Raw genomic sequence first — 26,425 nt, forward strand, 5'->3', positions numbered from 1 at the left:
GCTGTACACTATTTGCGCGCCCGCTCCCGTCAATGATTGCCTAACAATCGGATTGCTCCCGTTACAAAACATCCCAAGCGCAGCTATCCAGCTATATATGAGTGACTTACAAAAACCCTCAAATCATCTGGCACCACCCATGCAATTACGGCCGCATGAGCAAGCTAAAAACCCTTCACTCGAACGCCTCCCTCCGCTTCACCAAGATCTGCCTTAGCTGCATCGGCATCGCAGGAACCGCCGTACTCTGCTCGGGCATCCTGAAAATGGGCGTCCTCAACAACGACCGGAAGCTCGACCACGCCTTTCGCTTGCTACGTCCGCTCAGCGACAGCCTCACCCAAATCGCAGAACGCGCCCTCTACTAAGAAAGCCGCTCCCTTCGACCGTCGCCGCCCCCCTCCGGCGCTACTCCACTTCCTGCTCCTTCGCCGGAGCCTGCAGGCGAGCCAGTTCCGTGCCGTAGATATCGCGCTCGAGCCCCTCGGGCTCGAAAACCCAATCCGGAACATCGACTCCGATCGCCGCATCCTGCACCCGGAAACGGGTCTTGTCGCGAGTCAGTTCGTTGCGCACGTCGACTTGGCTCAAGACGCCTTGACCGTCCACGATCTTGAAAGCAACTACCGTAATCGTCTTCGCCAACTCCTCGCTTCCGTCGTAGATCTCGACCCGATTCAAGGCATTGAATTCCTCGTCCAAATAAATCTTCACCCGCGAAATGCGTTCGCGCAGGGCCTTGTCGCCCTCCGGCGGATACAGGCTAAAAACATGGGTCGGCCGACTCCGCATCGTCGTACGCCCCTCGTACTTGAATTCCTGCCAAAACGAAAACGGCATCAGCAAGTCGAAGATGGTGAAATCGCTGCCGGCCAGCTTTTCGAAGAATGCGTCCGACTCGATAAGGCGGGCCTCCTCCCTGTCCGGCTCCCAGCTGTTCATCTCCAAGGCATTCGCGAAGATCCCGTTCTGCAACAAGAGGCGCTTCACCTTCGCCGGCACCAAGTTGCCGCGCTCCGTCACGTCCGCAGGCTCCAAAGCGATATCGATACGCGAGAGCGGACCGTACTGCGACTGGGTTCCCAGCAGAACCCCTGAGACGATTCGGGTCTTATCCTTGCGGGGCCGAACCTCCAGCTTGAAGCTGAGGCGGAAATCCCCCGCGATCCCTAGGCGACGAAACGTATTCAGGATCTCCAATCCCTCCGCCTGGCTGACCTCCTCCCCTAGCGTATCCAAGGGACTCGATCCATGCCGCCGCTGAGCGGAAAGATCCCCCGCCGTCAAGGCGAGCAATAAGGCGATCCCTAAAATTCCCTTGGCAGTAGACATAAAAAAGGCCGGGCGTATTCCCATGCGAAGGGTAGACCCGGCCATTTGAAATTGTTTCCCGAACGTCCGCTATTCGGCAGTCGCTGGTACCTTTTCGGCAGCTTCCTCAACCGCGGATTCCGCTTCGGTCGCGGCTGCAGCTGCGTCAGCTTCCGTCTCCTCTGCCGCCTCTTCCGCCTGCGACACTAGCTCGCGAAACGCGTTGGACGCGGGGCTCGGCTCGGACGCCTCGATAGCGGGCAGCGCTCCGTCTTGCTCGACTTTCGCGAGCTCGTGCTGGTGAAGCTTGGAGAGATAGAGGCCGAATCCGAGAACGAAGAAAACGATCGCCGTGTTCTTGGTCCACTTGGACAGCACGCTCGAAGTCTCGGCGCCCAAGGCCGACTCGGCCATGCCACCACCCATTGCAGCGCCTAGGCCACCGTTTGCGTTACCGCGCTGCATGAGAACCAAAAGGATCATGAAGATCGAAACGAGGACCAGTACTACTGTAAGAAAGGCGTTGAGAAATTCCATAATTTGAGCCGGAGACAGTCGAAAAAGGAAATTGCCTTGTCAAGTACCGAAACCGACAGGCGTTTCCATTGTTATTATATAATGTAGCAAGAAAGGGCAGCGATCGGGCAATCCAGACGCCCTAGCGCTCCTCCAAACCGATCCGGTCGAGGATTCGCTGCAGGTCGTCGTTCCCCGTGTACTCGATGACAATCTTGCCCTTCTTGGCCGCGTGCTTGAGGGCCACCTTGGCGTTCAAATAGGAAACCATGCGCTTTTCGATGTCCTCGATGGCAGCCGCCTCCGCGGCCGAAACGCTGCGCCCGCCGGTTTGCTTGCCCTTGCCCGAACGCTTCATCGAATCGATCAAGCTCTCCGCGCCGCGGACGCTGACACCTTCTTCGATGATGCGACGCGCGATCAAAGTCTGCTCCTGCTTGGCCTCCAACCCGAGCAGCACCTTGGCGTGCCCCGTGGAAAGCAAGCCGGTGGAGAGGTAGCCGCGCACCTCGTCCGGAAGCGTGAGCAAACGCAGCGAATTCGCGATCGTAGCGCGACCCTTGCCCACTCGCTCCGCCACTTGCTCCTGCGTCAAATCGAAATCCCTCAGCAAGCTCGCGTAACCCATCGACTCTTCGATCGGGTTCAGGTTCTCGCGCTGCAAGTTCTCGATCAGCGCCATGGAAGCGGACGAAGAGTCGCCCGCCTTGATGATGCGAGCCGGGATCTTGCCGAGCTTCAGCATCTTGAAAGCCCGCAGACGACGCTCGCCCGCGATCAATTGGTAACGGCCATCCACCTCGCGAACCACGATCGGCTGGATCAAGCCCTCGCTGCGGATGCTCTCCGCCAAATCGGTCAGCTGGCTCTCCTCGAACTCGCGGCGCGGCTGGTGCGGATTCGGCTCCACCTTGGAAACCGGCAATTCCAAAAAGTCGGGGCTGCTCGACGGCTCCTTGGCGACGGCGACCGGAGCGGCCGTCTCCTTTGCCTTGGCAGGAGCGGCTGCCGCCTTCTTGGCGGGAGCCTTCGCGGGAGCGGAAGTCTTGGCAGCCGGTGCGGTCGCCTTGTTCGCAGTGTTGCCGGAGATGAGGCCGGCTAGCCCTTTACCCAATCTGGGTTTCGCTTTCGCCATGTGATGTCTGGGGATCTATTCGGATGCTTGAGGAACGAAAATCTTTTGACCGACCTGGAGGAGTCGAGGGTCCGAGATCTTGTTGGCGTTTTGAATCCAGTCGATACGAGAATTCAACTTCTTGGCGATTCCTGCCAGGCTGTCGCCCGGAGCGACGTCGTAGGGAATCCCTGTCGACGGGAAGTTGTCGCTGAAGTTGGTCCGTACGTTGGGATCCGGCTTGGCCACGGTCGGGACGGAGCTCACCGCCTCGCGCACGTCCTTGGCAAACTTCTGCAGCTCCCGGTTCACCATAGCCGTCAACTCGCGCTGGATCACATCGTCCCGGGCCGACAAGTCCGCCGCCGTCTTGCGCATGAGCTCGTTGACCTGGGCCACCGTTGCATAGCTGCCGGACTGGCGAGCGGCCTTCGCCTCGAAATCCTCCACCAAAGCCCGCAGCCGAGCGTTCTCGCGACGCATCTCGTCCATCTCCGCCAACAAGCCGCGCATCTGCTCCATCATCAAGCGCTGGTCCTCTACCATGTTCGCCACTTGATACTGCAAATTCGAAGACTGGGCGCTCGCTTGAAAGACAGGCGAAACCGAAGCGAAAAGAAAGACGGCAAATAACGGGATGAATCGTTTCATGATACGGGAATGCTGGGTAAATCTGATTTCGAAAACAAGCGTTTAGCGGATGCGGAAGCATGCTTGTCGCGCCGCACGCGAAAAAGGCGGACGGCAGACGCCCGCCCACGACAAAAACTCCTATCCCCTGACGTGCTCGGAACTGACAAGTTCCGTCATCTCGCGCGATTCGAATACCGCATTCTCCGGCAGCTCGAAACCACGAACGAAATCCGCCGCGGGCAACATCTTGCCGCCGGGCCGCTGCAGCTTCTTGAGCAGCAAAGAGCCCTCCCCGCAAGCGACTCGCAAGCCTCCCGGCTCGATCCCAATGACCGTGCCCGCAGGCTGGTCGAACGACTGGTCTTCCGCCACCGCGAGGCCAACCTTGATCGACACCTCGCCGAGGCAGGCGCGCGTGGAAGGCCAGGGAAACAAGCCGTTGATGCGCCGGGCCAGCACGCCCGCGGACGCTCGGAAGTCCAACTCCCCGTCTTCCTTGCCCAGCTTGCGCACGAAACTCACTTGGGACACGTCCTGCTCCTGCAGCTCCGCCGTCCCCGCATGCACGCGCGGCAAACCGCGCTGCAAGAGCGGCGCGCAAGCCGCCGCCAAACGAGCCTCCACGTCCAAAGCGGTATCCTCTTCTCCGATACGCACCCGCTCGACGTCCAGTACCGGCCCGGCATCCATCTCGCGTACGAGCTTCATCAGGGAAACGCCGGTTTCCGCATCGCCGCTCGCCACCGCGCACTGGATCGGCGAGGCTCCGCGATACTTCGGCAGGAGCGATGTATGCAAATTCCAAATACCTAGCTTGGGCGTATCGATGAGCTTCTGCGACAGGATATGGCCGTACGCCATCACCAGGATAGAGTCCGCCTGCATCGCTTCGATCTCCAAACGCTCTGCCTTGCCCACCTTCTCCGGCTGATGGACAGGCAAACCACGCTCGAGCGCCCAGGTCTTGATCTCGTTGGGTACCACCTTCTTGCCACGGCCGCGCGGGCGATCGGGCTGCGTATAGACCGCAACCAGCTCGATGTCGCCGCACTTGCCTGCGACAATCGACTCCAAGCCGGGTAAAGCGATGGGGTCCGACCCCATGAATATCATTCGAAAAGCCATCTCAAAAAAAAACTAGCGCGGAGCCAGAGTCCGCGTCCACGAAGAATCGATCCCGCTCGCTCCTCGGAGCGAGCAAGCGAACCTCGCCGCTTTAGTCTTCGTCCCGCACGTACGGATTCGTCTTGTTAACCAAGTCGAAAACCATGGGACATCCATCGAGCTCGAACTCCTGCACCAACCCCTTGAGAAGGAAGCGACGGTAGGAGTCGTCCAGCTTCTTGGCCTGGTTGCAGAAGATCTTGAAGCGATACGGATAGTTTCCGGTGTGCACCGCGTAGTAGATGCGGAAGCGCTTTCCGTCCCGCTTCGGAGCAGGCAGGCGCTCGGACATCTTGTAGAGCTTGTTGTTGAGGCGGCCGGTCGGAATGCGACGGTTCTGGCGCTTGTTGAGCTGACGCGCCGAAAGCAGGATCTTCTCCACGTCGATCCCCTCCTTGGCGGAAACGAAACGTATCGGAGATCCGGGTACAAAGAACAGCTCGCGCTGGATACCCTTCTCGAAGGCTTCGCGGAAATCCTTCTCAGTCTCGAAACCGTCGATCTCTTCCTTCTCCCAAGCTTCCAAGGCCAAGTCCCACTTGTTCACGACGATGACCACCGGCTTGTTGGCCTTGGTCGCCTCGCCCGCAATCGCCTTGTCCTGATTGGTCGGACCTTCCTTGGCATCGATCACCATGAAGACCACGTCCACGTCGCGAATCGCGTCAAGCGAACGCACCCGCGAGAAATACTCGACCGAGGAATTCAGCTTGGTCTGCTTGCGAATGCCCGCCGTGTCGGTGAGCATGAAGTGCCAATCTTCCCCGCGCTTCGACTTCCATACGAAAGGCATTTCGATCGAGTCGCGCGTGGTGCCTGGAACGTCGCTCACGATGAAGCGCTCCGACTGAACCAAGCAATTGCTCAAGGAAGACTTGCCCACATTTGGACGTCCGATGAAGCACACCTTCAACACCTTCTTGCCGTCGTCTTCCTCCGGCACCGGCGGTCCTGCCACTTCGTCGCGAAGCTTGAGGATTGCCTTCTTCAGGGTGCTCATCCCGCGTCCGTGCTCCGCGGATACCAGATGCGGCTCGCCGAAACCGTAGCGGTAGAACTCCTTGTCGTTAATCGCAGTCGTCTCGGTATCGACCTTGTTCACCACCAGCAGGACACGCTTCTCGCTGCGACGCAGGCGCTCGGCCATCTGCTTATCGAGCGCCATCAAGCCTTCGCGACCATCGACGACGAAGAGGACCAAGTCCGCCGCATCGATAGAGAAGTCGATCTGTCCCTCTACCGCATTGACGATCTTGCCCGGCGTATCGCTCATCCCCTCCACGAGGCCCATGCCTCCGGTATCCATGAGCGTATAACCATCGTCCAAATCCCGCGTGATAACATCGCGCGTTACCCCCGGCATATCGTGAACGATAGAAATGCGTTTGCCCGCCAATCGGTTAAAAAGGCGGCTTTTGCCGACGTTAGGTCGGCCTACGATTGCCACATTGAAGTTCATATCCAGAAAGTTGTTACGCGAAAGAAGTCGCTCTACTTGAGATTGTTGACGAAACGCTCGATGCGGTTGCAGGCTTCCACGATCTGGTCATAGCCGGTCGCGAAACTGCAGCGCACGAAGCCTTCGCCGTACTTGCCAAAAGCGGTGCCCGGTACCATAGCCACGCGCTCCTCCTCAAGCAAGCGCTTGGAGAAAGTCGTGGAGTCGAGCCCCGTCGAAGTGATGTTAGGAAAGGCGTAGAAAGTTGCGTTGGGCTTGTGGCAAGTGAGGCCGATCTCGTTGAAGCGGCGCACTACGAGGTCGCGGCGACGCTGGTAGGCCTGGCGCATCGTCTTCACCGCTTCGTCTCCATTGCGCAGCGCCTCGATGCCCGCATCCTGGGCCACGATCGAAGCGCACATCATGGAATACTGGTGCACCTTCATCATGGCCTCGGTCAAATAGGCCGGAGCGCAAGCGTAGCCCAGGCGCCAGCCCGTCATGGCCCAGCCCTTGGAAAAGCCATGCAAGAAAATCGTGCGCTCGCGCATGCCGGGAAAGATCCCGATGCTCACATGCTCGCCCTCGTAGGTCATCTCCGCGTAGATCTCGTCGCTGATGACCAGCATGTCCTTCTCCACCGCGAACTTGGCGATCTCCTCCAGCTCCTTGCGTTCGGCAACGCCGCCAGTCGGATTACAGGGCAAGTTGATCAGCAGGACCTTGCAGCCCGGCTCCCAGGACTTCTTGACCTCTTCCGCCTTCAAGGTGAACGCCGACTCGGCATCCGTCTTGATCGCCACGCCCACGCCATGGGCCAGCAAAACCGTCGGATGGTAGGACACGAAACAAGGGTCTTGGTAGAGCACCTTGTCGCCCGGATTCAAGACCGCTCGCAAGGCGATATCCATAGCCTCCGAAACGCCCACCGTCACCAGCACCTCGTTGTTGGGATTGTACTCCAAGCCGAAGTTGCGGCCCACGTAGGCCGAGATTTCACGACGCAGCTCGATCAAGCCAAGGTTCGACGTGTAGTGCGTGCGCCCCTTCTCCAATGCGTAGATCGCCGCCTCGCGTATGTGCCAGGGGGTGGTGAAGTCCGGCTCGCCGATACCCAGCGAGATAACGTCCTTCATCGCCGCCACCAGCTCGAAGAAGTCGCGGATTCCCGAACGCGGGAGCCCGATAACATGATCGGCGATAAAACGGTTTTGAGCTTGAGACATGATATTTATGGTTTTGGTGAAATGCAGCTCCTTGGCGGCTGCGTATTCGAAAATCGGTTACGTATAGAAACTGGAAGAGCGGCGTGACAAATGTCGCGGCCGCTCGAAAGGATACGAAGTATGGATTCGCTTCCCGTTACGGCGTCACGTCGAGACGTGCCTTGTCCTCTGCTGGCTGCTCGATCAGGTAACCCTGCTCCTTGTAGGCTCGCAGCATGAAGTGCGTCGCGGTGGAAAGCACGCCCTCGATGGTCGACAGGCGCTCGGAAACGAAACTGGCGACCTTGTGCAAGGACGACCCCTTCACCACCACCAGCAAGTCGTAGCCGCCGGACATCAGGTAGCAGGACTCCACTTCGTCGAAGCGGCTGATCCGCTGGGCCAGGCGATTGAAGCCGCCGTCGCGCTCGGGAGAGATCTTCACCTCGATCGCGGCGCGCACCGCCAAGGAATCGTCCTTCTCGGGATTGAGCACAGGGATCCAGCCGAGAAGCAGCTCCTTCTCCTTCAACACAGCAAGCTGCGCCTCAACCTCTTCCACGGACAAGCCGAGAATTTCGGCCATCTGGCTCTCGTTGAGTCGCTCGCCCTCTGCTAGCAGCTTGAATACCTCGTTCATAATGGGCCGTCACATTGCGCGTTTCCTCTAGAAGATCCAGAAGGAAATTCACAAGCAAGCTCAGCTTCCTCTTTACCAATCCAATCTCTCGCCCTAACGTCTCCCCCTTATGTTCGAAAGCCTGACTGACAAGCTCACTAACGCCATGCGCCACCTGCGCGGCACCGCCAAGCTTTCCGAGGAAAACATGGCCGAAGCGCTCAAGGAAGTACGCGCCGCCCTGCTTTCCGCCGACGTGCATTTCAAGGTCGCTCGCGCCTTCATCGAACGCGTAAAGGAGAAATGCGTAGGCCAAGACGTGCTCAAAACCGTCACCCCCGGCCAGCAGATCATCAAGATCATCAACGACGAGCTCACCGCCCTGCTCGGCGAAGGCTCCACCGAACTTTCCAAGAAAAAGCCGCTCAAGATCATGATGGTCGGCCTGCAGGGCGGCGGCAAGACCACCACCTCCGCCAAGCTCGCCAAGGCCCTCAAGAAGGACGGCTACAAGCCGCACCTCGTGGCCTGCGACGTCTACCGCCCGGCCGCCATCGACCAGCTCGAGACCGTAGCCCGCCAGATCGACGTCCCTTGCTTCGCCAAGCGCGGCACTCCCGACGTGCCGGCCATCGGCGAAGAAGGCCTCCGCGTCGCCACCGCCTCCGGCGACGACCTCATCATCTTCGATACCGCCGGCCGCCTGCAGATCGACGAGCAGCTCATCGACGAAATCAAGGAGCTCAAGCGACGCGTCAATCCGGACGAAGTCCTGCTCGTCGTCGACGGAGCCATCGGCCAGGAAGCGGTCAACGTCGCCAAGACCTTCAACGAAGCCGTCCAGCTGACCGGCATCGTCATGACCAAGCTCGACGGCGACGCCCGAGGCGGCGCCGCCCTCTCCATGAAGGAGATCACCGAAGTGCCGATCAAGTTCGCCGGTACCGGCGAAAAGCTCGACGACTTCGACGTCTTCCACCCGGACCGCATGGCCAGCCGCATCCTCGGCATGGGCGACGTGGTTTCGCTGGTTGAAAAGGCCCAGGAAAGCATCGACGAAAAGGACGCCGCCAACATGGCCGAGCGTATGATGGCGGGCGACTTCAACTTCGAGGACATGCTCAAGCAGTTCAGCCAGATCAAAAAGCTCGGCTCCATGTCCTCCATCATGGGAATGCTGCCCGGCATGGGCAAGATGGCCGGCAACATGGGCATGGACGACAAAGCCGAAAAGCAGATGAAGCGCAGCGAGGCCATCATCCTCTCCATGACCAAGGTCGAGCGCCAAAAGCCGCAGCTTCTCAACTCCAGCCGCCGCACCCGCATCGCCCGCGGATCCGGCACCAAGCTCGCCGAAGTCAACCAGCTCATCAAGCAGCACATGCAGATGAAAAAGATGATGAAGAAGATGCAAGGCGGCGGGAAGAAGATGGGCAACATGAAGAAGATGATGAAGCAAATGAAAGCTTCCGGCATGGACCCCAACCAAATGGGAGGCATGGGCGGCGGAGCCGGCATGCCCAACCTAGACAACCTAAAGTTCTAGGCCACGCCGCCCCGAGCCGCAGAAACCAAAGAAAAAGGCGACCCCGCAAGGAGTCGCCTTTCAAAATATTTGCTCAGCGAACCGAACCGCCTCAGTCGCCCGTCGGCACTGCAGCTTGGTCATCCGTAGCCTTCTTTTCGCGCATCGATTCCTTAGCCTTCTTCAAGGCGTCGCTCAAGGCCGAGCCCACCTTGCGGAAATCGACGTTCGCCGTCGACCCCGCGTTCATGTCGTTGCCGTAGTCATTTTCTCCGGCAAAGAAGCGCTCTTCGGCGCGAGCCGTTACGCGAATGTTCGCCGCGGCGACCGGATCGAGCTCCGCCAGCCGGGCCAGGCGGCGACGCGGCTGCGGATCCAGCTTGTCGATGAGCAAGTCGAGATTGCGAACCTCGTAGGCTTGGGCGTTGACCGCTCCGAGCTCGATGACCTCAAGGTCGTCGAAGTTCATATGCGGGGCAAATTCCTTGGCGACCCGCTCGTTCTCCGCCTTGTAGGTCTCGAAAAGTTCGTTCACCGTTTCCGCGTCGAAAGATTTCGTCCCCACGGTGGCCTCCTCCGCAGGAGGAGCCTTCTCCTCTGCCTGGCTTTCGGATTTCACGAGCGGCGAGACCTCTTCCGCATCCTGGGCGAACAGAGATGCGACGGAAAAGAGCGAGGCGATAACGAATGTTCTGTGTCGCAATGTCTTTGGCATAGGGCGTCTGGGGCAGAGATTAGCGTTTCTATAAATGTAGCCTAAGGGTAAAAACTCCACTAAAAAACTAGGAGTTCCCCATTGCAGCTTCCGATAAAGAGACTCTGACCTGCGAAATTCGTTCAAGATCCTTCAGCCCGGGCTCAATTTCGAGTGAACTATTGAAGTCCAAGACATCCGCCCCGGTCTCCACCAAGGCTTCCGCCGCGTTCTCCGGCGAGATTCCGCCCGCCAAAATCCACTTCGCTTCCGGATAGCGCTTCCGGTTATCCGCAAAGCTCCCCCAATCGCTCTTAGTCCCAGTCCCGCCATAGGTGTCCTGGTCCTGCTTGAACGCATCCCAGAGAATTCCGCTGGCATGCTGCAGGAGCAACGGATCGAAGGCCACGCCCGGAGCCATCTTGGGTGCCAACCACAGCCTTTCCTTCCCCACGAGCTTCGACCAGCCTTCGACCTCCTCCACGATCCCTATCGGGAAATGGATCTGGAACTTGTCGAAGCCGAGCCCTTCGAGCTGAGCCAGCGAATAAAGGTCGGGAGCCACCGTCACCGCCACCTTCGGCACCTCCGGCAAACGGGGCAAGATATCACGGTAGCGCTCCAGCCGAATGCCGCGCGGCGACTTGGGATAAAAAATAAACCCCAAGTAATCCGCTCCCGCCTCCGCAGCCGCCTGAGCGTCGCGGGCCCGCGTGAGCCCGCAAACCTTGAACTGGATTCCGTTTACCATTCCGCCACCCTAGGCGAACGCGTTGAGCTTTTCGATCACGTAATTGACCTCCTCGTCCGTGAGCTCCGGTACGATCGGCAGACTGAGACAGGTCTTGGCCAACTCCTCCGCCACAGGGAAATCGCCCTCCTTGTAACCCAAGAAATTGAAGCACGGCTGCAGATGGAGCGGATAAGGATAGACGATATCGCTGCCGATCCCCTCCTCCGCCAAGTACGCCTTCAAGCGATCCCGCTCCGCGTGGCGAATGGTGAACATGTGGTAGACCGATTCGCCGTAGCGAGCCGGCACCGGCAAGGCGATGCTAGGATTGTCGATCCCGCCCAAGTAGCAGCGGGCGATCTTCTGGCGGCGAGCCGTCTTCCCGCGCAAGTGCGGAAGCTTCACGTTGAGCGAAGCCGCCTGCAGGCCTTCCAATCTATTGTTGTAGCCCACGAAATGGTTGAGGTAGCGCTCCTTGGAGCCATGCGCCCGCAGGATCTTGATCTGCTCGAGCATCCCCGCGTCGCGCGACGTGACCGCGCCGCCCTCACCCAGGCCGCCCAAATTCTTGGTCGGATAGAAGGAAAAGGCACCCGCATCTCCGATGTCACCTACCGAGCGATCCTTGTACCGGGCCAAGTGAGCCTGGGCCGCGTCCTCCACCACCTTGATTCCACGGGACGACGCCAGCTCCAGGATCGGCTCCATGTCGGCCGCCTGACCGAACAAATGAGTCACCACGATCGCCTTCGTCTTCTCCGTGATGAGCGACTCGAGTCCCTCCGGATCGATGGTATAGGTCTTGGGGTCTATATCGGCAAATACAACCTTGGCGCCCACGTACTGGGCAAACCAAGCGGATGCGATAAAAGTAAACGCCGGCACAATGACCTCGTCGCCAGGGCCGATGCCCATGGCTAGGGCGATCAAGTGCAACGCCTCCGTCCCACTGCCAACACCCACGCAGCCCGCCACTTCCTGCACCTCGGCGAACCCTCGCTCGAAGGCATCCACATCCGGCCCCAAGCAAAAACCGCCATGGTCGAGCGTGTTTGCAAACGCTGCGAGCAACTCCTCCTTCAGCGGCTCATGGGCCCGCTTGAGATCGATAAAAGGAACCTTCATAATTTAAAAAACAGAAATCCAAAGGCGAAAAGCGAGCTTGCCTCGCGATCGCCAAACCTAAATCGCGGCGCCGGGCCGCTTCCCACAATCAAAAACTCACTTTCCGAAACGCTTTACCACCGCGTCGACCAAACTTTCCAAGCTGGCCTCCTTGGCCTCGAGGTCGACCGGCATGCCGATCTGCTTCATCGAAGCCGAAGTGATCGGACCAATGCTGATCGTCTTGGGGCGCAGCGCGTCGGGACCGAGCTGCAGGTGCTTCGCCTGGTCGATGAAAGAACGCACGCCCGAGGAACTCGTGAACAGGATCCCGTCCGCCCCCTGCTCGCGAAACATCTTGGCCGCCGGGTTTTCGCTGAGATCCGTCTGCTCCGTCTTGTAGACCTCGAAACGGTCCACGATGGCCCGCGCCTCCTCGAGCTTGTCCAGCAAGACGTCGCGGCCGAGGTTTCCAGCGACGACCAGCACCTTGGCGCTGTCGAGGCTATCCGTGGCGACCAAGGCTTCCGCCAAGCTCTCCGCATTGGCCTCGTCCGGTATCAGGTCGGTGGTGACGTAATACTTCTTGATCTCCTTCGCAGTCGACTTCCCCACCGCCGCGATCCGCAGGAAACCTAAGGAACGAATGTCCTCGAAGCGCTTAAAAAAAGCCTCGAAGAAATAGCGCACCCCGTTCGGACTGGAAAAAACGAGCCAATCGTAGGATGCGATTTCCGAAAACACATCTTCAGCGGTTTGCGGATTCACATTTCCGGAAATCGTGATCAAAGGCAGGCCAATCACCTCCGCTCCCAGCTTTTCCAGCATCGAACTCAATTCGCTCGCTTGCCCTTGGCTACGCGTAACGACGAGCTTGCGCCCTTGCAGCGGCTTCTTTTCGAACCATGACAAATCTTCACTCATAGCAGCAGTCTCTCCTACAATAATTATGGCCGGAGCCTTCAGGCCAAAGGCCTTGGTCGTATCTGAAATAGTATCCAGCTTTCCGCGACAAATCCGTTGATGCCCCATGGTCGCCCACTCCACGCACGCGACCGGCGTCGTCCCCGGAAAACCGCCCTCCATCAAACGACCGGAGATCCGCTCGATATTGGCGACCCCCATGTAGATGCAAATCGTGGCGTTCTTCTTGGGCAAGCTCCCCCAGTCCACCGTCGTATCCATCTTTTCTGGATCCTCGTGGCCCGTTACGAAAACCAAGGTCGCGTTCGTATTGCGGTTGGTCAGCGGAATTCCGCTAAACGCAGACGCCCCCATCGCAGAGGTAATGCCCGGAACCACCTCGAACGGAATTCCCGCTGCGGCAAGCGCCATAGCTTCCTCGCCGCCGCGTCCAAAGATAAACGGATCCCCGCCCTTCAAGCGCACCACCCGCCTTCCCTCCCGGGCCTTCGCGAGCAAGATATCCTGAATTTCCTCCTGCTTCTTGGAGTGAAACCCCTTTCGCTTGCCCACGCAGATCTGTTCGCAGCCTTCCGGCAGCAGGTAGGTAAAAGCAGGATGAACAAGGTAGTCGTAGACCAAGACTTCTGCCGTCTCGATCAGTTGCTTGGCCCGCACGGTGAGGAGGTCCGGATTTCCAGGTCCCGCCCCAACCAGATAAACGATTCCCTTAGGCATCCTTGAGTTCGAGCTGCTCTATCAGCTTAGCGGCAATCTTCTTGTAGCGAGTCGCCACGTACTCCATCGGGAGAGAACGCACTTCCTTGCCGCACTGCTTGTGGTAAATCCGCAAGCTGCCGCCCACGTAATTGACAGCAAAGGCGACTTGGCACCCGCCCCCGAGTTCCTCCAAAAAGGCTCGTTCGAGATTGACCGCAATAGCCGTCTCCTCATCGAGATGGGCTGCAAACGTATCCACATCTTCCGTACGGCACTGGATAGCAACCGCAGCCTGACCGACCGCCGGCACGCACTCGTCCAAGCTCAAGGTGCGAAAAGTTACGCCTTCCCACGACTCGATTCCCAAGCGATTCAAGCCGGCCGAGGCCAAAACCGTCGCATCGGCATCGCCCCGAGCAATCTTAGTGAGGCGCGTATCCACATTTCCGCGAATCTCCGTGAACTCAGCTTCCGGAAACAGGTAGCGCAGCTGGATACGGCGACGCGGACTCCCGGTCGCGATGAGCTTGGGGCTTTCGACGCCTTCGCGTAGGATCAAAACATCCTCGCAAGTCTCGCGCGGCAAGAAGCCGGCGAGAGAAAGGCCCTCCGGCATCTCGGAGGGCAGATCCTTGGCGCTATGTACCGCGAAATCCGCGCGACCTTCCAGCAGAGCTTCTTCGAGCTCCTTCGTGAAGAGCCCCTTTCCGCCCTGCTTTTCCAATGACCACTCCTGACGCTTGTCGCCAGTAGTCACCATTTTTTCGATACGAAAGATCGCATCCGGCATTCCACGCTCGAAGAGCTCCTTGGCCAGATGCGTCTGGGCCATAGCCAACGGGCTCTTGCGCGTGGCGATGACGTATTCCCGAGCGGGTTTGATCATCTTGAGAGTTTGCTGAGAAGACAAAAGCCGCGGAGCCTAGCGCTCCATGGCGAGATTGCCCGTACGGCCAAGCTCGATGATTCCGAAGGACTCGATCAGATTCAGGAAAGCCTCGATCTTGCCCTCGTCCCCCGTGATTTCCGCAACCACGTCGGAATGCGTCACGCTGATGATCTTCGCGCGGAAGAGGTCGCAGATCTGGATGATCTCGGCGCGATTGGTGGAGTCGGTCTTGAGCTTCACCATAACCAGCTCGCGGGAAACCGCTTGCCCGGTCTTGAAGTCGTGCACCTCGACAACGTTGATCAGCTTCTTGAGCTGCTTGGTGATTTGATCGAGCACAGCATCGTCGCCACGCACTACAGCAGTTACGCGAGACAGCTCGGAATCGTGGGTCGGAGCCACGTTGAGAGTGTCGATGTTAAAACCGCGGCCGCTGAAGAGGCCCGCGATACGCGCGAGTACGCCGAATTTGTTTTCTACGAGGACGGAGATGGTGTGTCGCATGAGAGATCAGGTTTAAAAAAGGGCGACTTCTTAGCCGAGGGGTTCGGGGCATGCAAGGAGCATGTTACCCCGAACTCAATTTTCTTAAATTTTGCCTTGCCAAGGCGCTTTGGCAGATTCTTATTTGCGGCCTTTCCCATCGGACGGGTAGCTCAGTTGGTTAGAGCAACTGGTTTACACCCAGTAGGTCGGGGGTTCGAGTCCCTTCCCGTCCACCATTCTTCGCTCCGCGAAGAATCCGTTCCCGCCTCAGGCGGAGAACCTGCCCAAAGAGACGGCGCCGCGATCAAGTTCTACTTGAAACACAAGGAGCGTTCGCCCATGCAATGAAGGCCTTTTCCCTCTCAACATGCCTGCAGAAGCCGAACCGAAGCCAGACCCAATCCCCATCACGCCTTGGAAAAAGGCCATGCTCTTCGCGGTCGCGCTGCTCTTCGGGGGCACGCTTTTCGAATACTACCGGGGCGGCATCAACGAGACGGGCGGCTGGCTTTGGCCCATGCTCTTCATCCCGCTAATCCTCTACCTGCTCGGAATCGTCTACGGCGACGTCCCCGCCCGCTACTACGACCTCAAAGTACTCAAGCCCTTCCCAGTTCCCTTTGCCCGCCAGTTCGACCGCTGCGTCCTGGCCATCATCGTCCTCTTCACCGGACTCTTCCTCAACCTGGTCCTGCTCGGACTCTCCCTATTCGTGGGGGCCAAGCTGATGCTCACCATTTTCTACCTGCTCTACATGGTGCTGATGCTAGCCGAATTGCCCAACTCGCTCCGCATCTTCCGCTTCATCCAGCACGTCAACACCGTGCAGTACGTCTCCGCCATCCACCCGAACACCTTCAAGAAGGCGATCGCCTACTACTCTCCGGAACAAGACAAACTCAGCGGCGAAGAACTCATCCAACACCTCTCCACCCTCTACAAAAGCCTGGTAGCGGAAGCGGAAGAACTCGTCGTCAAGGAATCGCCGCTCACCCGCGAGCAACAAATCGCCCTCAACCTCGCCGTACGCGCCGGGGAAGCCATCCGTCGCTCCCGCATTGCCAACCAAAGCCACGAATGCGAGCGCCTGCGAGCCAACATGTTCCTGCTCGAAGCGCTCGAAGCCAACGCCGGCCTGCAAATCCCCGAGGACGTGCAAGCCCTGCGCAACAAAATCAAGGGCATCCAGCCCGGCGTCGCCTAAAGCCGTCTTCCCGGCACCCGCGCCAAACACCCCAGCACGCCCCATCGCCCGACGAAAAAAGCGACGCCCCCAGCTCCCCCAACGCCGCACGCCACGCTCCCACGCGCAGCGACGCCCCAACGCCCGCTCCAACACCCCAACGCGCCGCCCATACACGCTCCGAACGCACAAGCACGCCCCACAGGCATCACGCGCAAACCGCCTCGCGCGCAAACCAAACCCAACGTTATATTATTTTTGCGCAGAAGCTAAGCGCCGCCGCCTTTCCCCTTTCCCCGTAAACAAGAAAAAAAAGTTCACCACCCTTGCGCGGGGAAACGCTCCCGAGGGCAGGGCTGGCGCTCGTGCCACGCCGCAATGCAGGATATTAGAGCAGCGATCTGCGGCACGCCGCAAGCAGCCTTCGCTCTTTGAGCTTCGTCCCCACGGCGACGGACCCACAGCCAAACGGCAATCCCAATGCTTTTGATGATGAACAAAAAAAAAAAGACCGACCTTCCCCTGCGGGAAAGTCGGCCAGAAAAGGAATTAACCTTGCGGGCTAAGCTTAGAGAGCTGAGTCGCCAGCTTCGTCGGTACGGATACGGATCGCTTCCTCGAGAGGTACAACGAAAACCTTGCCGTCGCCGATCTTGCCAGTCTTCGCAGACTTCACGATAGCCTCCGCAGCCTTAGAGACGATATCATCCGGAACGGCGATCTCGATCTTAACCTTTGGAAGGAAGTCCACGGTGTACTCGCTTCCGCGATAGATTTCCGTGTGACCCTTTTGGCGTCCGAAACCCTTTACCTCGGTCACGGTCATACCTTCGATGCCGATTTCTGAGAGCGCTTCTTTAACCTCTTCCAACTTGAAGGGCTTGATAATGGCTACAACTAATTTCATAGGGAAATAACTTTGAGGGTTAGATGTTTAGTACGGATTGAGTTACTTTATGCAAGTAAATGTCCTTCTTAACCTTACAGGCATTCCCTAGCGGGAAGTGATGGAGAAGTCCGGATAGGCTTCTTGACCGTGCTCGCCGATGTCGAGCCCTTCGAATTCTTCCTCTTCCGAGACCCGAACTCCCATGACTGCCTTGATCGCGCCGAAGACGATGATCGAGAAGACAAAGGCAAACGCCGCGTAGGTGAGCGTGCCGATAAGCTGAACGCCGACGCTGAAGTCACCGAAGATCCCTACTGCCAACGTTCCCCAGATACCACAGACACCGTGGACCGAAATCGCGCCGACCGGATCGTCGATCTTGATCTTGTCGAAGAAGAGGATGGCGAAGACCACGAGCACACCAGCGACCGCACCGATGATGATGGAGCTGAAGACACCGACCGAGTCAGCGCCAGCCGTGATGCCCACGAGACCGGCAAGGATACCGTTGAGCGCCATGGAAAGGTCAGGCTTCTTGAGCACGATCGCGCTCGTCGCCATGGAAGCGATGGCGCCGCCACACGCTGCCAGAGCAGTCGTTACGAAAACGTAGGAGACGAGCAAAGGATCTGCGGAAAGAACCGAACCGCCATTGAACCCGAACCAACCGAGGAAGAGGAGGAAGACGCCGATCGTCGCGAGCGGCATGCTGTGGCCGAGGATCGGCTTGATCTTGCCGTCCTTAGTGTACTTGCCCTTACGCGGGCCGAGGACGAGCACACAAGCGAGCGCCGCGAAACCGCCGAAGGCGTGTACGATGGAAGAACCGGCAAAGTCGTAGAAGCCCATGCGGTCGAGCCAGCCTCCGCCCCACTTCCAGGAACCTGCGAGCGGGTAAGCGAAGCCCACGAGGATCACCGCGAAAACCATGAAGGAAGAGAGCTTGATACGCTCCGCAACCGCGCCGGACACGATCGTGGCCGCAGTCGCGGCGAACATCGCCTGGAAGATAAAGTCCGTCCACCATGTGTAGGCAGCGTAGCTGTCGGTCATGAGGGAGACGTCAGCGTTGTCGACCCCGAACCAGCTGCCCATCGCGAAGATGCCAGCGGAATCGTCAGCAAAACCTGGATACATCGCATTGAAGCCCCAGAAAGCGTATGTGAGCACACCCGCCGCAAGGATAAACACGTTCTTGAAGAGGATGTTTACAGTGTTCTTCTGCTGGGTGAGACCCACCTCAAGAGTGGAGAATCCGAGGTGCATGGTAAAAACCAATGCAGCGGAGATAAGCAGCCAAAGGTTGTTTACAGTGAAAAGCGCGTAGCCGTCGGATTCGGCGAAGGCTTCGTAGCTTTCGTAGTCAGCTGCATAGGCCGATGCAGCGGCCACTCCCGCCAGGGCCAATACAGATACATTTCTAAGGAGGTTTTTCATGTGGATCTATCAGTTGTTATTCAGGAATTGACGCTGCTTCGTGCAGATCAACAACCCCGAGCATTTAGCAACTGGCATGCCAGCGCCCTCCTCTCCCAAAAAAATCGCGAGTTAGCCCCTCTAGATCCATGAATATTATTACTGCCAAGCAGTGATCTAGGTAGATCCAACCGCACGCCCTCGCTCGGGCGCTCAAATGTGACCGAGCACAAAAAAGGAGCCGCTCGAATTTGAGCGACTCCCCTAAAGTATTTGCAATCAGTCCCGAAGGCTGCCCCGAACTACTCTTCGTCGTCGGCCAGAACCGTAGTGTCGATGTGCAGATCCTTGAGCTGCTTCTCGGTCACCGGCGTCGGGCTGTCGGTCATGAGGCACTGGCCCTTCTGCGTCTTCGGAAAGGCGATCACATCGCGGATGCTGTGCAAGCCAGCCAGGATCATGACCAGGCGATCGAGACCGAAAGCGATGCCGCCGTGCGGCGGAGCGCCGTACTTGAAGGCCTCCAGCATGTAGCCAAAACGCTCCTTCACCACGTCCTCGGGAATCTTGAGCACATCCTCGAAGACCTTCTTCTGCACGGAGGTCTGGTGGATACGGATCGAGCCGCCGCCGAGCTCCACCCCATTGAGCACGAGATCGTAGTGCTGGCCGCGAACCCGCTTGGGATCGCTGTCGAGGTACTGAACGTCCTCCGGCACTGGCGCCGTGAACGGATGGTGCGTCGCCGCGAAACCGCCGCGCTCCTCGTCGTAGGACATGAGCGGGAATTCGATCACCCAAAGGAAATTGAACTGGTTGGCTGGGATCTCCAGGCGACCGCGCTTCTTAAGAAGCTCCGCGCACTCGAGACGCGTGCGGCCCAAGATCGCACAGGCCTGCTCCCAATCGGAAGCCGCGAAGAAAACGATATCGCCTTCCTCCAGCTCCAGACGCTCGCTGAGGGCCGCCTTCTCCTCGTCGGAGAAGAACTTCACGATCGGAGACTTCCACTCGCCGCCTTCGGCCACCTTGATGAAAGCCAGCCCCTTGGCGCCGAGAGATTTCGCGGTTTCCTCGAGGTGCTTCATCTCGCCCTGCGTCACGTCGGCCAAAGTCGGAGCCTTGAAGGCTTTGACGACGCCACCCTTGGCAACCGTCGCCTGAAAGACCTTGAAAGAAGAGTTCGCGAAGGTTTCGGAGAAGTCCTGGATTTCCAGACCGAAACGGGTGTCCGGCTTGTCCACGCCGAAACGGTTCATCGCATCCTCGAAGGACATGCGCGGGAACGGGGTCGGCAAATCGATATCGAGCACATCCTTCCAGACCTGCTTCATCAAGCCTTCCATCAGCTCGTACATGTCCTCGCGGTCGATGAACGAGAGCTCGATGTCCAGCTGGGTGAACTCCATTTGGCGATCCGCCCGCAAATCCTCGTCGCGGAAACAACGGGCGATCTGGTAGTAGCGCTCCACTCCGGCCACCATCAGCATCTGCTTGAACTGCTGCGGCGACTGCGGAAGCGCGTAGAATTCGCCCGGATTGATGCGGCTCGGCACCAAGTACTCGCGAGCGCCTTCCGGCGTGCTCTTAAAGAGGATCGGCGTTTCCACGTCCACGAAACCGTTCGTGTCCATGTAGTCGCGGATGGAGCGCGTCGTCGCGTGGCGCATACGCACCACCTTGTTCATCTTGCTGCGACGCAGGTCGAGGTAACGGTAGCGCAGGCGCATGTCCTCGTTGACCTTATCGCCCTTTTCGTCGTCGATCGGGAACGGCGGCGTCTCGGAGATGTTGTGGATCACCACCTCCTTGACCTGCACCTCGATCTCGCCCGTAGGCATCTTGGCGTTGGTAGTGCCCTCGGCTCGCGCTTCCACTTCGCCATGGAACTCGACGACCGACTCCGGCTTGAGACGATTGATCGCCGCGTTGAACTCGGCATCGTCGCTATTCGGATTCGCCTTCACCTGAGTCAGGCCCTCGCGGTCTCTTAGGTCGATAAAGAGAATGCCGCCGTGATCGCGGATGGAGTCCACCCAACCGATCAGCGATACCGATTTTCCAACATCGCCTGAGCGAAGTTGGCCGCAATGATGTGTTCGTTTCATAGCTCTTGGAAAAAAGGGCAGCACATTGGGCAAATCCCCCCCGAGAAAGCAAACCCATTCTCCCGCCGATGAAAATCCTATCAATCGCTCCGACCGCGCCGCCGTTGTTCAAGTTGGCGCAGTTGAGGCTTGGATACCGCAACGCGTAAGCACTGGGCAAATCGCGCCGCGCTATGACTATTATAATAAGAGACGAACTGTTGAATCCCCCAACCTGGTTCGCGTCTTTTCGCGACCTCACCCTCATTTGCAGCCTCCGGCTCAAAACCGACATCCTCATAGAGAGCCAATCGGAGAACGTTGACCTCTATTATAAGTGGCTTCGCCCCCGCGGAGGCATGGACTTCATCTCCGACTTCGTGTCCCCCGGCTCCGAGGACGGACTGCACATCGACATCGAGCACCAATACGCCCCCTCCATCGTGGTCGACCGCATCGTCCCCGAAAACACCCACCAGCTCTACCACAGCATCCGCAGCGCCGTCGGACTGTGACGGGACGCAGCCTTAGCCGGGCCTTTTGCCGATCCAGAGCGGGACGCCGGATCGAAGGCTTCCCCTATCCAACTGCAAGGGAAGGAGAAAGACGACCGACGCGGCCGCCCGCAAATCCATTTCCCTCCATCCTTGACACGCCTCCCCCCGTAGCCAGTATCCGCGCATTCCTAAAAACGGGCATGTCAGATAACTTTAAAGATACCCTGAATCTTCCCAAAACCGCCTTCCCGATGAGGGCAAATCTTGGCAAGCGCGAGCCAGCCAGAGTCGAGCACTGGAACAAGATTGGGTTGTATCAGAAACTGCAGGACAAAAACGCGGACAAGCCTGCCTTCCTCCTCCACGACGGTCCCCCGTTCACCAACGGCGAGCTCCACCTCGGACACGCCCTGAACAAGACCCTCAAGGAAATCGTCCTGCGCTACAAGGCCGCCCAAGGATTCCGCACGCCCTACGTCCCCGGCTGGGACTGCCACGGCCTCCCCATCGAACACAAGGTCACCAAGGAACTGCAGGCCGAAGGCAAGGACCTTCCCACCGCCGAGCTCCGCGACAAGTGCGACGCCTTCTCCGAACACTGGATCGACGTGCAACGCTCCCAGTTCAAGCGCCTCGGCGTCTTGGGCGACTGGGAAAACGAGTATAAGACCAAGAACCCAGCCTACGAGGCGGAAATCCTCCGCACCCTCGCCTCCTTCGTGGAGCAGGACCTCGTCTACCGCAGCAAGAAGCCAGTCTACTGGTCCATCCCCTGCGCCACCGCACTCGCCGAGGCGGAAATCGAGTACAAGGACCACTCCAGCCCCTCAATCTGGGTCGCCTTCGACATCGCCGACAAAGCTAAGTTCGGCATCGAAAAGCCGCTTTCCATCGTCATCTGGACCACCACCCCCTGGACCATCCCGGCCAACCTCGCCGTAGCCGTCCACCCCCGCCTCACCTACGCCTTCGTAGACGCCGGCGAAAAGGTCCACATCGTCGCCAAGGACCTCGCGGAGCAATTCGCCACCGACCTCGGCCTCGAAGACTGGAAGATCGTGCACGAGCTCAAGGGCGAGGAACTGGAAAACGTCCAGCCCCACCACCCTTTCATCGACCGGCCGAGCCCCATAGTGCTCGCCGACTACGTCACCACCGAATCCGGAACCGGCTGCGTCCACACTGCCCCCGGACACGGACAGGAGGACTACATGACCGGCCTCAAGTACGGTCTCGACATCTACTGCCCCGTTAACGACGAGGGCAAGTACGCCGACGACGGCCAGATCCCCGACTTTCTCGTTGGCGAATCCGTGCTCGAAGAAAAAGGCTGGGTCCCCGCCAACGGCAAGGTCCTCAAAGCCCTCGACGAAGCGGGAGCCCTGCTCAAGAAGAAGAAGATCAACCACAGCTACCCGCACTGCTGGCGCTCGAAAACGCCCGTCATCTTCCGCGCGGTCGACCAGTGGTTCGTCGCCATCGACAAGAACGACACGCGGAAGAAGGCCATCGCCGCCATCGAGAAGGTTAAATGGATCCCCAACTGGGGCCAAAAGCGTATCACCGCCAACGTCGAAGCCCGCCCAGACTGGTGCATCAGCCGCCAACGCTCCTGGGGCGTGCCCATCCCCGCTTTCTACGACGAAGACGGCGAAGCCTACATGGACGCCGGCGTCATCAAGGCCATCGCCGACAAGGTAGCCACCGCCGGCACCAACCTCTGGTACACCTCCACCGTCGAAGAGCTGCTGGACGGCGTCGAGCTTCCGGAATCCTGGAAAGGCAAAACGCTCAAGGCCGGCACCGACACCCTCGACGTCTGGATAGACTCCGGCTCCAGCCACTTCTCCGTCCTCAAGGGACGCGAAGGCTTCGACTGGCCCTGCGACCTCTACCTGGAAGGCAGCGACCAACACCGCGGCTGGTTCCAATCCTCCCTCTGGACTGGCGTCATCCGCGCCGGCGGAGCTCCCTACAAGAGCATCCTCACCCACGGCTTCCTCGTAAACCAGGACGGATCCAAGCTCTCCAAGAGCGACGGAGCCATGACCCTGATGCACTACATGGACAAGTTCGGCTCCGACGTCGTTCGCCTCTGGGTCGCCTCCACCGACTTCCGGGCCGACATCGGCATCTCCGAGCAAATCCTCGGCGGCGTCGGCGACGCCTATCGCCTCTTCCGCAACACCTTCCGCTTCCAGCTCTCGAACCTCTACGACTTCGACTACGAGCAGGACGCCCTCAAGATCGACGAGCTCCACGAACTCGACCGCTGGGCCGTACACAAGGCCGGCGAACTCGCCGAAGCCGTCGAAAAAGCCTACGAAAACTACGAGTTCCACAAGGTCTACCAGCTCTGCAACCAGTTCGCGTCCGTCACCCTCTCCTCCCTGTACCACGACATCCTCAAGGATCGACTGTACACCCTGGCGGCCGACTCTCCCCTGCGACGCTCCTCCCAGACCGCGATCTACCATATCTTCAAAACGCTCGTCCGTCTGATGGGGCCCATCATCCCCTTCACCACTGACGAAGCCTGGGCCTACTTCAAGGAAGGAAGCGACTTCACCGAAGACGCCCTCGTCCTCCAAGCCTGGCCCTCCGAAGCGAAAGAATGGCAGGACGTGAACCTGGCCGACGACTTCGTGGAGCTCTTCGCCTTCCGCGACCAAGTGAACGAAAAACTGGAAGCCTTGCGCGCCGCCGGTGAAATCGGTCGCTCCCTTGACGCGTTCGTGAAGATCTCCGGCGACTCCGCCTCGGAAGACTTCTCCCGACTCAGTCGCTATCAACATTTTCTCGAGGAACTCCTCATCGTCTCTCAAGTCGAACTCGCAGCCAATTCCGGCTCCGAACTCTCGGTTTCTGCAGAAAAAGCAAGCGGCGGCCGCTGCCCTCGCTGCTGGAGATGGGAACCCCAACTTAATAACGGAACCGACAACGAGCACACATGCTCACGCTGCGACCAAGCCTTAAAGAAAGCCTGATAAAACATGCCCGAAAAGAAGACCCCTGCCAAAAAAACTGCCAAAAAAGTAGCCGCTAAATCTCCAGCTAAGAAGAAAGCAACCGCAGCAGCAGGTGGCTTTTCCTTGGACGACGCGCTCGCGGTAGCCAGCACGCGCGGAGAGGAAGAGTCACAGAGCAAAGCGGATATCGCCGCTAAGGAAAAAACTCGCAAGGCTCTCGAGGAAGCGGAAGCCAAGAAGCAGAAGCAAAGCTTCGGAGCCGCCTCCCTCGCGGATATCCTCGGCTACAACCCTGCCGCGCCCGCGCCCGAAACCAAGAAGCGCGACGCCAGCAAGGTCCCCGCCGACCTCAAGCCTTTCTACGATCTGCTCATCGAGCTGCGCGACCACGTCAAGCACGGCCTCACCGCCCACGCCGAAGAAACCCTCAAGCGCTCCAGCAAGGACGACGCGGGCGACCTCTCCGGCTACAGCCAACACATGGCCGACGCCGGCACCGAAACCTTCGACCGCGACTTCGCCCTCTCCATGGTCTCTTCCGAGCAAGACGCCCTGCAAGAAATCGAAGCCGCTATCGACCGCATCTTCGCCGGCACCTACGGGATCTGCGAAATGACCGGCAAGCGCATCCGCGACGAGCGCCTCATGGCCGTGCCCTTCACGCGCTACTCCATGAAAACGCAGGAGCAGATCGAGAAGAACACCTTCCGCGTTCGCAACCAGGCGGGCGGCGTTTTCGCCGACGCATCGTCGGAAGACTCGCTCAACTACGGATCGGACGACGACGACAACTGAGCCGCGCCGCGTGTCCAAACTTTCCAAATACAGGCTGCTGCTTATCTTGGCAGCAGCCGTTTTGTTTCTCGACCAGGCCACCAAGCTTTGGGTCGTGAGCCTCCTCCCGGAAGGCTCTTTCTTCGAGCCCAACCGCATCGAGGTCATCAGCGGATTCTTCCATATCGTGCACGTCACGAATACCGGAGCCGCCTGGTCCATGTTTTCCGGATACACATGGCCGCTCACAGCCGTCGGATTCGTCGTGCTCGGCTTCCTCTTCTTCTTCCGCAAGGCTCTCGAGCTCGACAAACCGAAAATCCAGCTCGGCTACGGCCTCATGATCGGCGGGATTATCGGAAACATGATCGACCGCATCCGTATCCAAAAAGTCATAGACTTCCTGGATTTCCAGTTCGGCGACTACCATTTTCCCAGCTTCAATATCGCCGATTCCGGCATCACCGTCGGCGTCGTCCTGTACATTCTCCTCTCCTTCAGATCCGAAAAAGAGAATACGCAAAAAGCCGAGGCAGCCTCCGACGAGAATTCCCCAAAGAAAATTCCAAGCGACGAACCCCAGGCCGAAGAGGAAAAGCCTCCCTCCGCCTAACGGCCGCTACTCCACGTTAGCGACCTGTTCGCGGATCCGCTCCAGCTCGTTCTTCATTTCAAGCACCAGCCGCGACACCTCGATCGAGCTCGCCTTGCTTCCAGTCGTATTGATTTCCCTCCCGACCTCTTGAAGCAAAAATTCGAGCGGGCGCCCAACCGGCTCCTCCTTCTCGATCAGTTCGGAAAATTGCTCCAAATGGCTGTCGAGCCGCGTGATCTCCTCGGAGATATCGCAGCGATCCGCGAACAACGCGATTTCGCGAAGCACCCGGTCGTCGTTCACGTCGAGCTCCAGACCTCCCTGCTCTAGGCGAGCGAGAAGGTTTTCGCGATACTTGGCGACCATCCCGGGGGCCTGTTCCTTCACGGCTGAAACCAGCGTCGCCAAAGTTTGGCGACGGGCCTCCAAGTCCTGCTTCAAGGCAGCCCCCTCCTTCTCGCGCATCTCGACCAGTTCGCTCAGAGCCGTATCCACCGCTTGGAACAAAAGCTTCTCCGCCGCCTTCTCAGGCAGTCCGGCATCCTCCTTTTCAAGCAAGCGAGACACCTGCACCAGCAGGTCCCCATCCACCTTGAAATCCGCTCCGTGGCGATCCGCAATGGACTTCAGGCGAGCGATGGCTGCGTCGATCTGCTCGTCGCTGGGCAAGCCGCCGCTGGCCGCGCCGTCTTGACGAACGTCGAGCGAAAACTGGAACCGTCCCCGAGCGGCCACTTCGCGCACCCGCTCCTGCACCTTGCGATCGAGCTGCTGCAGCTCCTTCGGCAACGAGCAAACGACCTCGAGATTCTTGCGGTTCACCGAGCTCACGCGCAGCGAAACCACAATTCCATCCTCCGCCACTTCGCAGCGGCCAAATCCAGTCATGCTCTTCATAATGCCAAAAAATTAAAACTACCCCCGCAAGGACCGCCACCGCTAAACTCGGCCCCCTTTCGAA

General features: G+C 59.0%; 25 protein-coding genes and 1 tRNA gene. 8 read left to right on the forward strand and 18 right to left on the reverse strand.

Features of this window, described 5'->3' with window-relative positions; genetic code table 11:
* The first annotated feature begins 155 nt into the window (after positions 1-155).
* The gene (locus tag QEH57_RS04830) at positions 156-368 is read left to right on the forward strand and encodes a hypothetical protein (RefSeq protein WP_309005552.1); all 213 of its coding nucleotides are present in this window, start codon (positions 156-158) and stop codon (positions 366-368) included.
* 40 nt (positions 369-408) lie between these two features.
* Here the strand turns inward: QEH57_RS04830 and QEH57_RS04835 are convergent, their stop codons facing one another.
* From QEH57_RS04835 to QEH57_RS04870, 8 genes are all read right to left on the reverse strand, one after another.
* Complete coding sequence (locus QEH57_RS04835) at positions 409-1,332, reverse strand: outer membrane lipoprotein-sorting protein (RefSeq protein WP_309005553.1); 924 nt, start codon at positions 1,330-1,332, stop codon at positions 409-411.
* A gap of 69 nt (positions 1,333-1,401) precedes the next feature.
* A complete protein-coding gene (secG, locus tag QEH57_RS04840) occupies positions 1,402-1,848 on the reverse strand; it encodes a preprotein translocase subunit SecG (RefSeq protein ID WP_309005554.1) in 447 nt (148 codons plus the stop codon).
* 121 nt (positions 1,849-1,969) lie between these two features.
* The gene (locus tag QEH57_RS04845; protein ID WP_309005555.1) at positions 1,970-2,962 is read right to left on the reverse strand and encodes a ParB/RepB/Spo0J family partition protein; all 993 of its coding nucleotides are present in this window, start codon (positions 2,960-2,962) and stop codon (positions 1,970-1,972) included.
* Between the two features lie 15 nt (positions 2,963-2,977).
* Complete coding sequence (locus QEH57_RS04850; protein ID WP_309005556.1) at positions 2,978-3,592, reverse strand: LysM peptidoglycan-binding domain-containing protein; 615 nt, start codon at positions 3,590-3,592, stop codon at positions 2,978-2,980.
* A 120-nt stretch (positions 3,593-3,712) separates the two neighbouring features.
* Positions 3,713-4,678 carry a methionyl-tRNA formyltransferase gene (gene fmt, locus QEH57_RS04855; RefSeq protein WP_309005557.1) on the reverse strand — a complete coding sequence of 322 codons (966 nt, stop codon included), beginning with the start codon at positions 4,676-4,678 and terminating at the stop codon, positions 3,713-3,715.
* Between the two features lie 112 nt (positions 4,679-4,790).
* Entirely contained in the window at positions 4,791-6,197 is a 1,407-nt protein-coding gene (gene der, locus QEH57_RS04860; protein ID WP_309005558.1) for a ribosome biogenesis GTPase Der, read from the reverse strand.
* 32 nt (positions 6,198-6,229) lie between these two features.
* Positions 6,230-7,402 carry an aminotransferase class I/II-fold pyridoxal phosphate-dependent enzyme gene (locus QEH57_RS04865; RefSeq protein ID WP_309005559.1) on the reverse strand — a complete coding sequence of 391 codons (1,173 nt, stop codon included), beginning with the start codon at positions 7,400-7,402 and terminating at the stop codon, positions 6,230-6,232.
* Between the two features lie 136 nt (positions 7,403-7,538).
* Complete coding sequence (locus QEH57_RS04870) at positions 7,539-8,021, reverse strand: Lrp/AsnC family transcriptional regulator (protein WP_309005560.1); 483 nt, start codon at positions 8,019-8,021, stop codon at positions 7,539-7,541.
* Between the two features lie 109 nt (positions 8,022-8,130).
* Between QEH57_RS04870 and ffh the strand changes: the two genes are divergently transcribed.
* Complete coding sequence (gene ffh, locus QEH57_RS04875; RefSeq protein ID WP_309005561.1) at positions 8,131-9,546, forward strand: signal recognition particle protein; 1,416 nt, start codon at positions 8,131-8,133, stop codon at positions 9,544-9,546.
* Between the two features lie 91 nt (positions 9,547-9,637).
* Here ffh and QEH57_RS04880 read toward each other — a convergent pair whose 3' ends face one another.
* The 6 genes from QEH57_RS04880 to ilvN all read right to left on the reverse strand — a co-directional run bounded on the left by QEH57_RS04880 (position 9,638) and on the right by ilvN (position 15,072).
* A complete protein-coding gene (locus QEH57_RS04880; protein ID WP_309005562.1) occupies positions 9,638-10,228 on the reverse strand; it encodes a hypothetical protein in 591 nt (196 codons plus the stop codon).
* A gap of 79 nt (positions 10,229-10,307) precedes the next feature.
* Positions 10,308-10,970, reverse strand: a complete 663-nt coding sequence (locus tag QEH57_RS04885; RefSeq protein WP_309005563.1) for a phosphoribosylanthranilate isomerase — start codon at positions 10,968-10,970, stop codon at positions 10,308-10,310.
* 9 nt (positions 10,971-10,979) lie between these two features.
* A complete protein-coding gene (locus tag QEH57_RS04890; RefSeq protein WP_309005564.1) occupies positions 10,980-12,077 on the reverse strand; it encodes a DegT/DnrJ/EryC1/StrS family aminotransferase in 1,098 nt (365 codons plus the stop codon).
* Positions 12,078-12,173: 96 nt separating this feature from the next.
* Entirely contained in the window at positions 12,174-13,697 is a 1,524-nt protein-coding gene (gene cobA, locus QEH57_RS04895) for a uroporphyrinogen-III C-methyltransferase (RefSeq protein WP_309005565.1), read from the reverse strand.
* The gene (gene hemC / locus QEH57_RS04900; RefSeq protein WP_309005566.1) at positions 13,690-14,565 is read right to left on the reverse strand and encodes a hydroxymethylbilane synthase; all 876 of its coding nucleotides are present in this window, start codon (positions 14,563-14,565) and stop codon (positions 13,690-13,692) included. The genes cobA and hemC overlap by 8 nt, the downstream gene beginning before the upstream one ends.
* Before the next feature lie 36 nt (positions 14,566-14,601).
* Entirely contained in the window at positions 14,602-15,072 is a 471-nt protein-coding gene (gene ilvN / locus QEH57_RS04905) for an acetolactate synthase small subunit (RefSeq protein WP_309005567.1), read from the reverse strand.
* Between the two features lie 141 nt (positions 15,073-15,213).
* Between ilvN and QEH57_RS04910 the strand changes: the two genes are divergently transcribed.
* Both QEH57_RS04910 and QEH57_RS04915 read left to right on the forward strand, forming a co-directional pair.
* Positions 15,214-15,290 (forward strand) — tRNA-Val (locus QEH57_RS04910).
* 131 nt (positions 15,291-15,421) lie between these two features.
* The gene (locus QEH57_RS04915; RefSeq protein ID WP_309005568.1) at positions 15,422-16,258 is read left to right on the forward strand and encodes a hypothetical protein; all 837 of its coding nucleotides are present in this window, start codon (positions 15,422-15,424) and stop codon (positions 16,256-16,258) included.
* A 547-nt stretch (positions 16,259-16,805) separates the two neighbouring features.
* Here QEH57_RS04915 and QEH57_RS04920 read toward each other — a convergent pair.
* The 3 genes from QEH57_RS04920 to aspS all read right to left on the reverse strand — a co-directional run bounded on the left by QEH57_RS04920 (position 16,806) and on the right by aspS (position 20,650).
* The gene (locus QEH57_RS04920; RefSeq protein ID WP_191619053.1) at positions 16,806-17,144 is read right to left on the reverse strand and encodes a P-II family nitrogen regulator; all 339 of its coding nucleotides are present in this window, start codon (positions 17,142-17,144) and stop codon (positions 16,806-16,808) included.
* Positions 17,145-17,231: 87 nt separating this feature from the next.
* The gene (locus QEH57_RS04925; protein WP_309005569.1) at positions 17,232-18,563 is read right to left on the reverse strand and encodes an ammonium transporter; all 1,332 of its coding nucleotides are present in this window, start codon (positions 18,561-18,563) and stop codon (positions 17,232-17,234) included.
* A gap of 281 nt (positions 18,564-18,844) precedes the next feature.
* Entirely contained in the window at positions 18,845-20,650 is a 1,806-nt protein-coding gene (gene aspS / locus QEH57_RS04930) for an aspartate--tRNA ligase (RefSeq protein ID WP_309005570.1), read from the reverse strand.
* Positions 20,651-20,823: 173 nt separating this feature from the next.
* On the opposite strand from aspS, the gene QEH57_RS04935 reads away from it, so the two are divergent.
* From QEH57_RS04935 to lspA, 4 genes are all read left to right on the forward strand, one after another.
* On the forward strand, positions 20,824-21,144 hold the full coding sequence (locus tag QEH57_RS04935; protein ID WP_309005571.1) for a hypothetical protein: 321 nt from the start codon (positions 20,824-20,826) through the stop codon (positions 21,142-21,144).
* 233 nt (positions 21,145-21,377) lie between these two features.
* Positions 21,378-24,113, forward strand: coding sequence for an isoleucine--tRNA ligase (ileS, locus tag QEH57_RS04940; RefSeq protein WP_309005572.1), 2,736 nt, complete (start codon positions 21,378-21,380; stop codon positions 24,111-24,113).
* A 6-nt stretch (positions 24,114-24,119) separates the two neighbouring features.
* Entirely contained in the window at positions 24,120-24,890 is a 771-nt protein-coding gene (locus tag QEH57_RS04945) for a TraR/DksA C4-type zinc finger protein (RefSeq protein ID WP_309005573.1), read from the forward strand.
* A 10-nt stretch (positions 24,891-24,900) separates the two neighbouring features.
* A complete protein-coding gene (gene lspA, locus QEH57_RS04950) occupies positions 24,901-25,482 on the forward strand; it encodes a signal peptidase II (RefSeq protein ID WP_309005574.1) in 582 nt (193 codons plus the stop codon).
* A gap of 6 nt (positions 25,483-25,488) precedes the next feature.
* Here the strand turns inward: lspA and QEH57_RS04955 are convergent, their stop codons facing one another.
* A complete protein-coding gene (locus tag QEH57_RS04955; RefSeq protein ID WP_309005575.1) occupies positions 25,489-26,361 on the reverse strand; it encodes a YicC/YloC family endoribonuclease in 873 nt (290 codons plus the stop codon).
* Positions 26,362-26,425: the final 64 nt, after the last annotated feature.

Source organism: Pelagicoccus sp. SDUM812005 (genome assembly GCF_031127875.1).
GTDB lineage: Bacteria > Verrucomicrobiota > Verrucomicrobiia > Opitutales > Opitutaceae > Pelagicoccus.

Excerpts from the sequence above, each read along its gene's own strand:
- QEH57_RS04935 (WP_309005571.1), top strand. The coding sequence starts at position 20,824 with ATGACTATTATAATAAGAGACGAACTGTTGAATCCCCCAACCTGGTTC.
- cobA (WP_309005565.1), bottom strand. The coding sequence starts at position 13,697 with ATGCCTAAGGGAATCGTTTATCTGGTTGGGGCGGGACCTGGAAATCCG.
- QEH57_RS04955 (WP_309005575.1), bottom strand. The coding sequence starts at position 26,361 with ATGAAGAGCATGACTGGATTTGGCCGCTGCGAAGTGGCGGAGGATGGA.
- QEH57_RS04870 (WP_309005560.1), bottom strand. The coding sequence starts at position 8,021 with ATGAACGAGGTATTCAAGCTGCTAGCAGAGGGCGAGCGACTCAACGAG.
- secG (WP_309005554.1), bottom strand. The coding sequence starts at position 1,848 with ATGGAATTTCTCAACGCCTTTCTTACAGTAGTACTGGTCCTCGTTTCG.
- ffh (WP_309005561.1), top strand. The coding sequence starts at position 8,131 with ATGTTCGAAAGCCTGACTGACAAGCTCACTAACGCCATGCGCCACCTG.
- hemC (WP_309005566.1), bottom strand. The coding sequence starts at position 14,565 with ATGATCAAACCCGCTCGGGAATACGTCATCGCCACGCGCAAGAGCCCG.
- QEH57_RS04925 (WP_309005569.1), bottom strand. The coding sequence starts at position 18,563 with ATGAAAAACCTCCTTAGAAATGTATCTGTATTGGCCCTGGCGGGAGTG.
- QEH57_RS04915 (WP_309005568.1), top strand. The coding sequence starts at position 15,422 with ATGCCTGCAGAAGCCGAACCGAAGCCAGACCCAATCCCCATCACGCCT.
- QEH57_RS04830 (WP_309005552.1), top strand. The coding sequence starts at position 156 with ATGAGCAAGCTAAAAACCCTTCACTCGAACGCCTCCCTCCGCTTCACC.
- QEH57_RS04920 (WP_191619053.1), bottom strand. The coding sequence starts at position 17,144 with ATGAAATTAGTTGTAGCCATTATCAAGCCCTTCAAGTTGGAAGAGGTT.
- QEH57_RS04845 (WP_309005555.1), bottom strand. The coding sequence starts at position 2,962 with ATGGCGAAAGCGAAACCCAGATTGGGTAAAGGGCTAGCCGGCCTCATC.
- QEH57_RS04890 (WP_309005564.1), bottom strand. The coding sequence starts at position 12,077 with ATGAAGGTTCCTTTTATCGATCTCAAGCGGGCCCATGAGCCGCTGAAG.
- QEH57_RS04835 (WP_309005553.1), bottom strand. The coding sequence starts at position 1,332 with ATGTCTACTGCCAAGGGAATTTTAGGGATCGCCTTATTGCTCGCCTTG.
- QEH57_RS04850 (WP_309005556.1), bottom strand. The coding sequence starts at position 3,592 with ATGAAACGATTCATCCCGTTATTTGCCGTCTTTCTTTTCGCTTCGGTT.
- fmt (WP_309005557.1), bottom strand. The coding sequence starts at position 4,678 with ATGGGGTCGGACCCCATCGCTTTACCCGGCTTGGAGTCGATTGTCGCA.
- ilvN (WP_309005567.1), bottom strand. The coding sequence starts at position 15,072 with ATGCGACACACCATCTCCGTCCTCGTAGAAAACAAATTCGGCGTACTC.
- aspS (WP_309005570.1), bottom strand. The coding sequence starts at position 20,650 with ATGAAACGAACACATCATTGCGGCCAACTTCGCTCAGGCGATGTTGGA.
- QEH57_RS04885 (WP_309005563.1), bottom strand. The coding sequence starts at position 10,970 with ATGGTAAACGGAATCCAGTTCAAGGTTTGCGGGCTCACGCGGGCCCGC.
- der (WP_309005558.1), bottom strand. The coding sequence starts at position 6,197 with ATGAACTTCAATGTGGCAATCGTAGGCCGACCTAACGTCGGCAAAAGC.
- QEH57_RS04945 (WP_309005573.1), top strand. The coding sequence starts at position 24,120 with ATGCCCGAAAAGAAGACCCCTGCCAAAAAAACTGCCAAAAAAGTAGCC.
- ileS (WP_309005572.1), top strand. The coding sequence starts at position 21,378 with ATGAGGGCAAATCTTGGCAAGCGCGAGCCAGCCAGAGTCGAGCACTGG.
- QEH57_RS04865 (WP_309005559.1), bottom strand. The coding sequence starts at position 7,402 with ATGTCTCAAGCTCAAAACCGTTTTATCGCCGATCATGTTATCGGGCTC.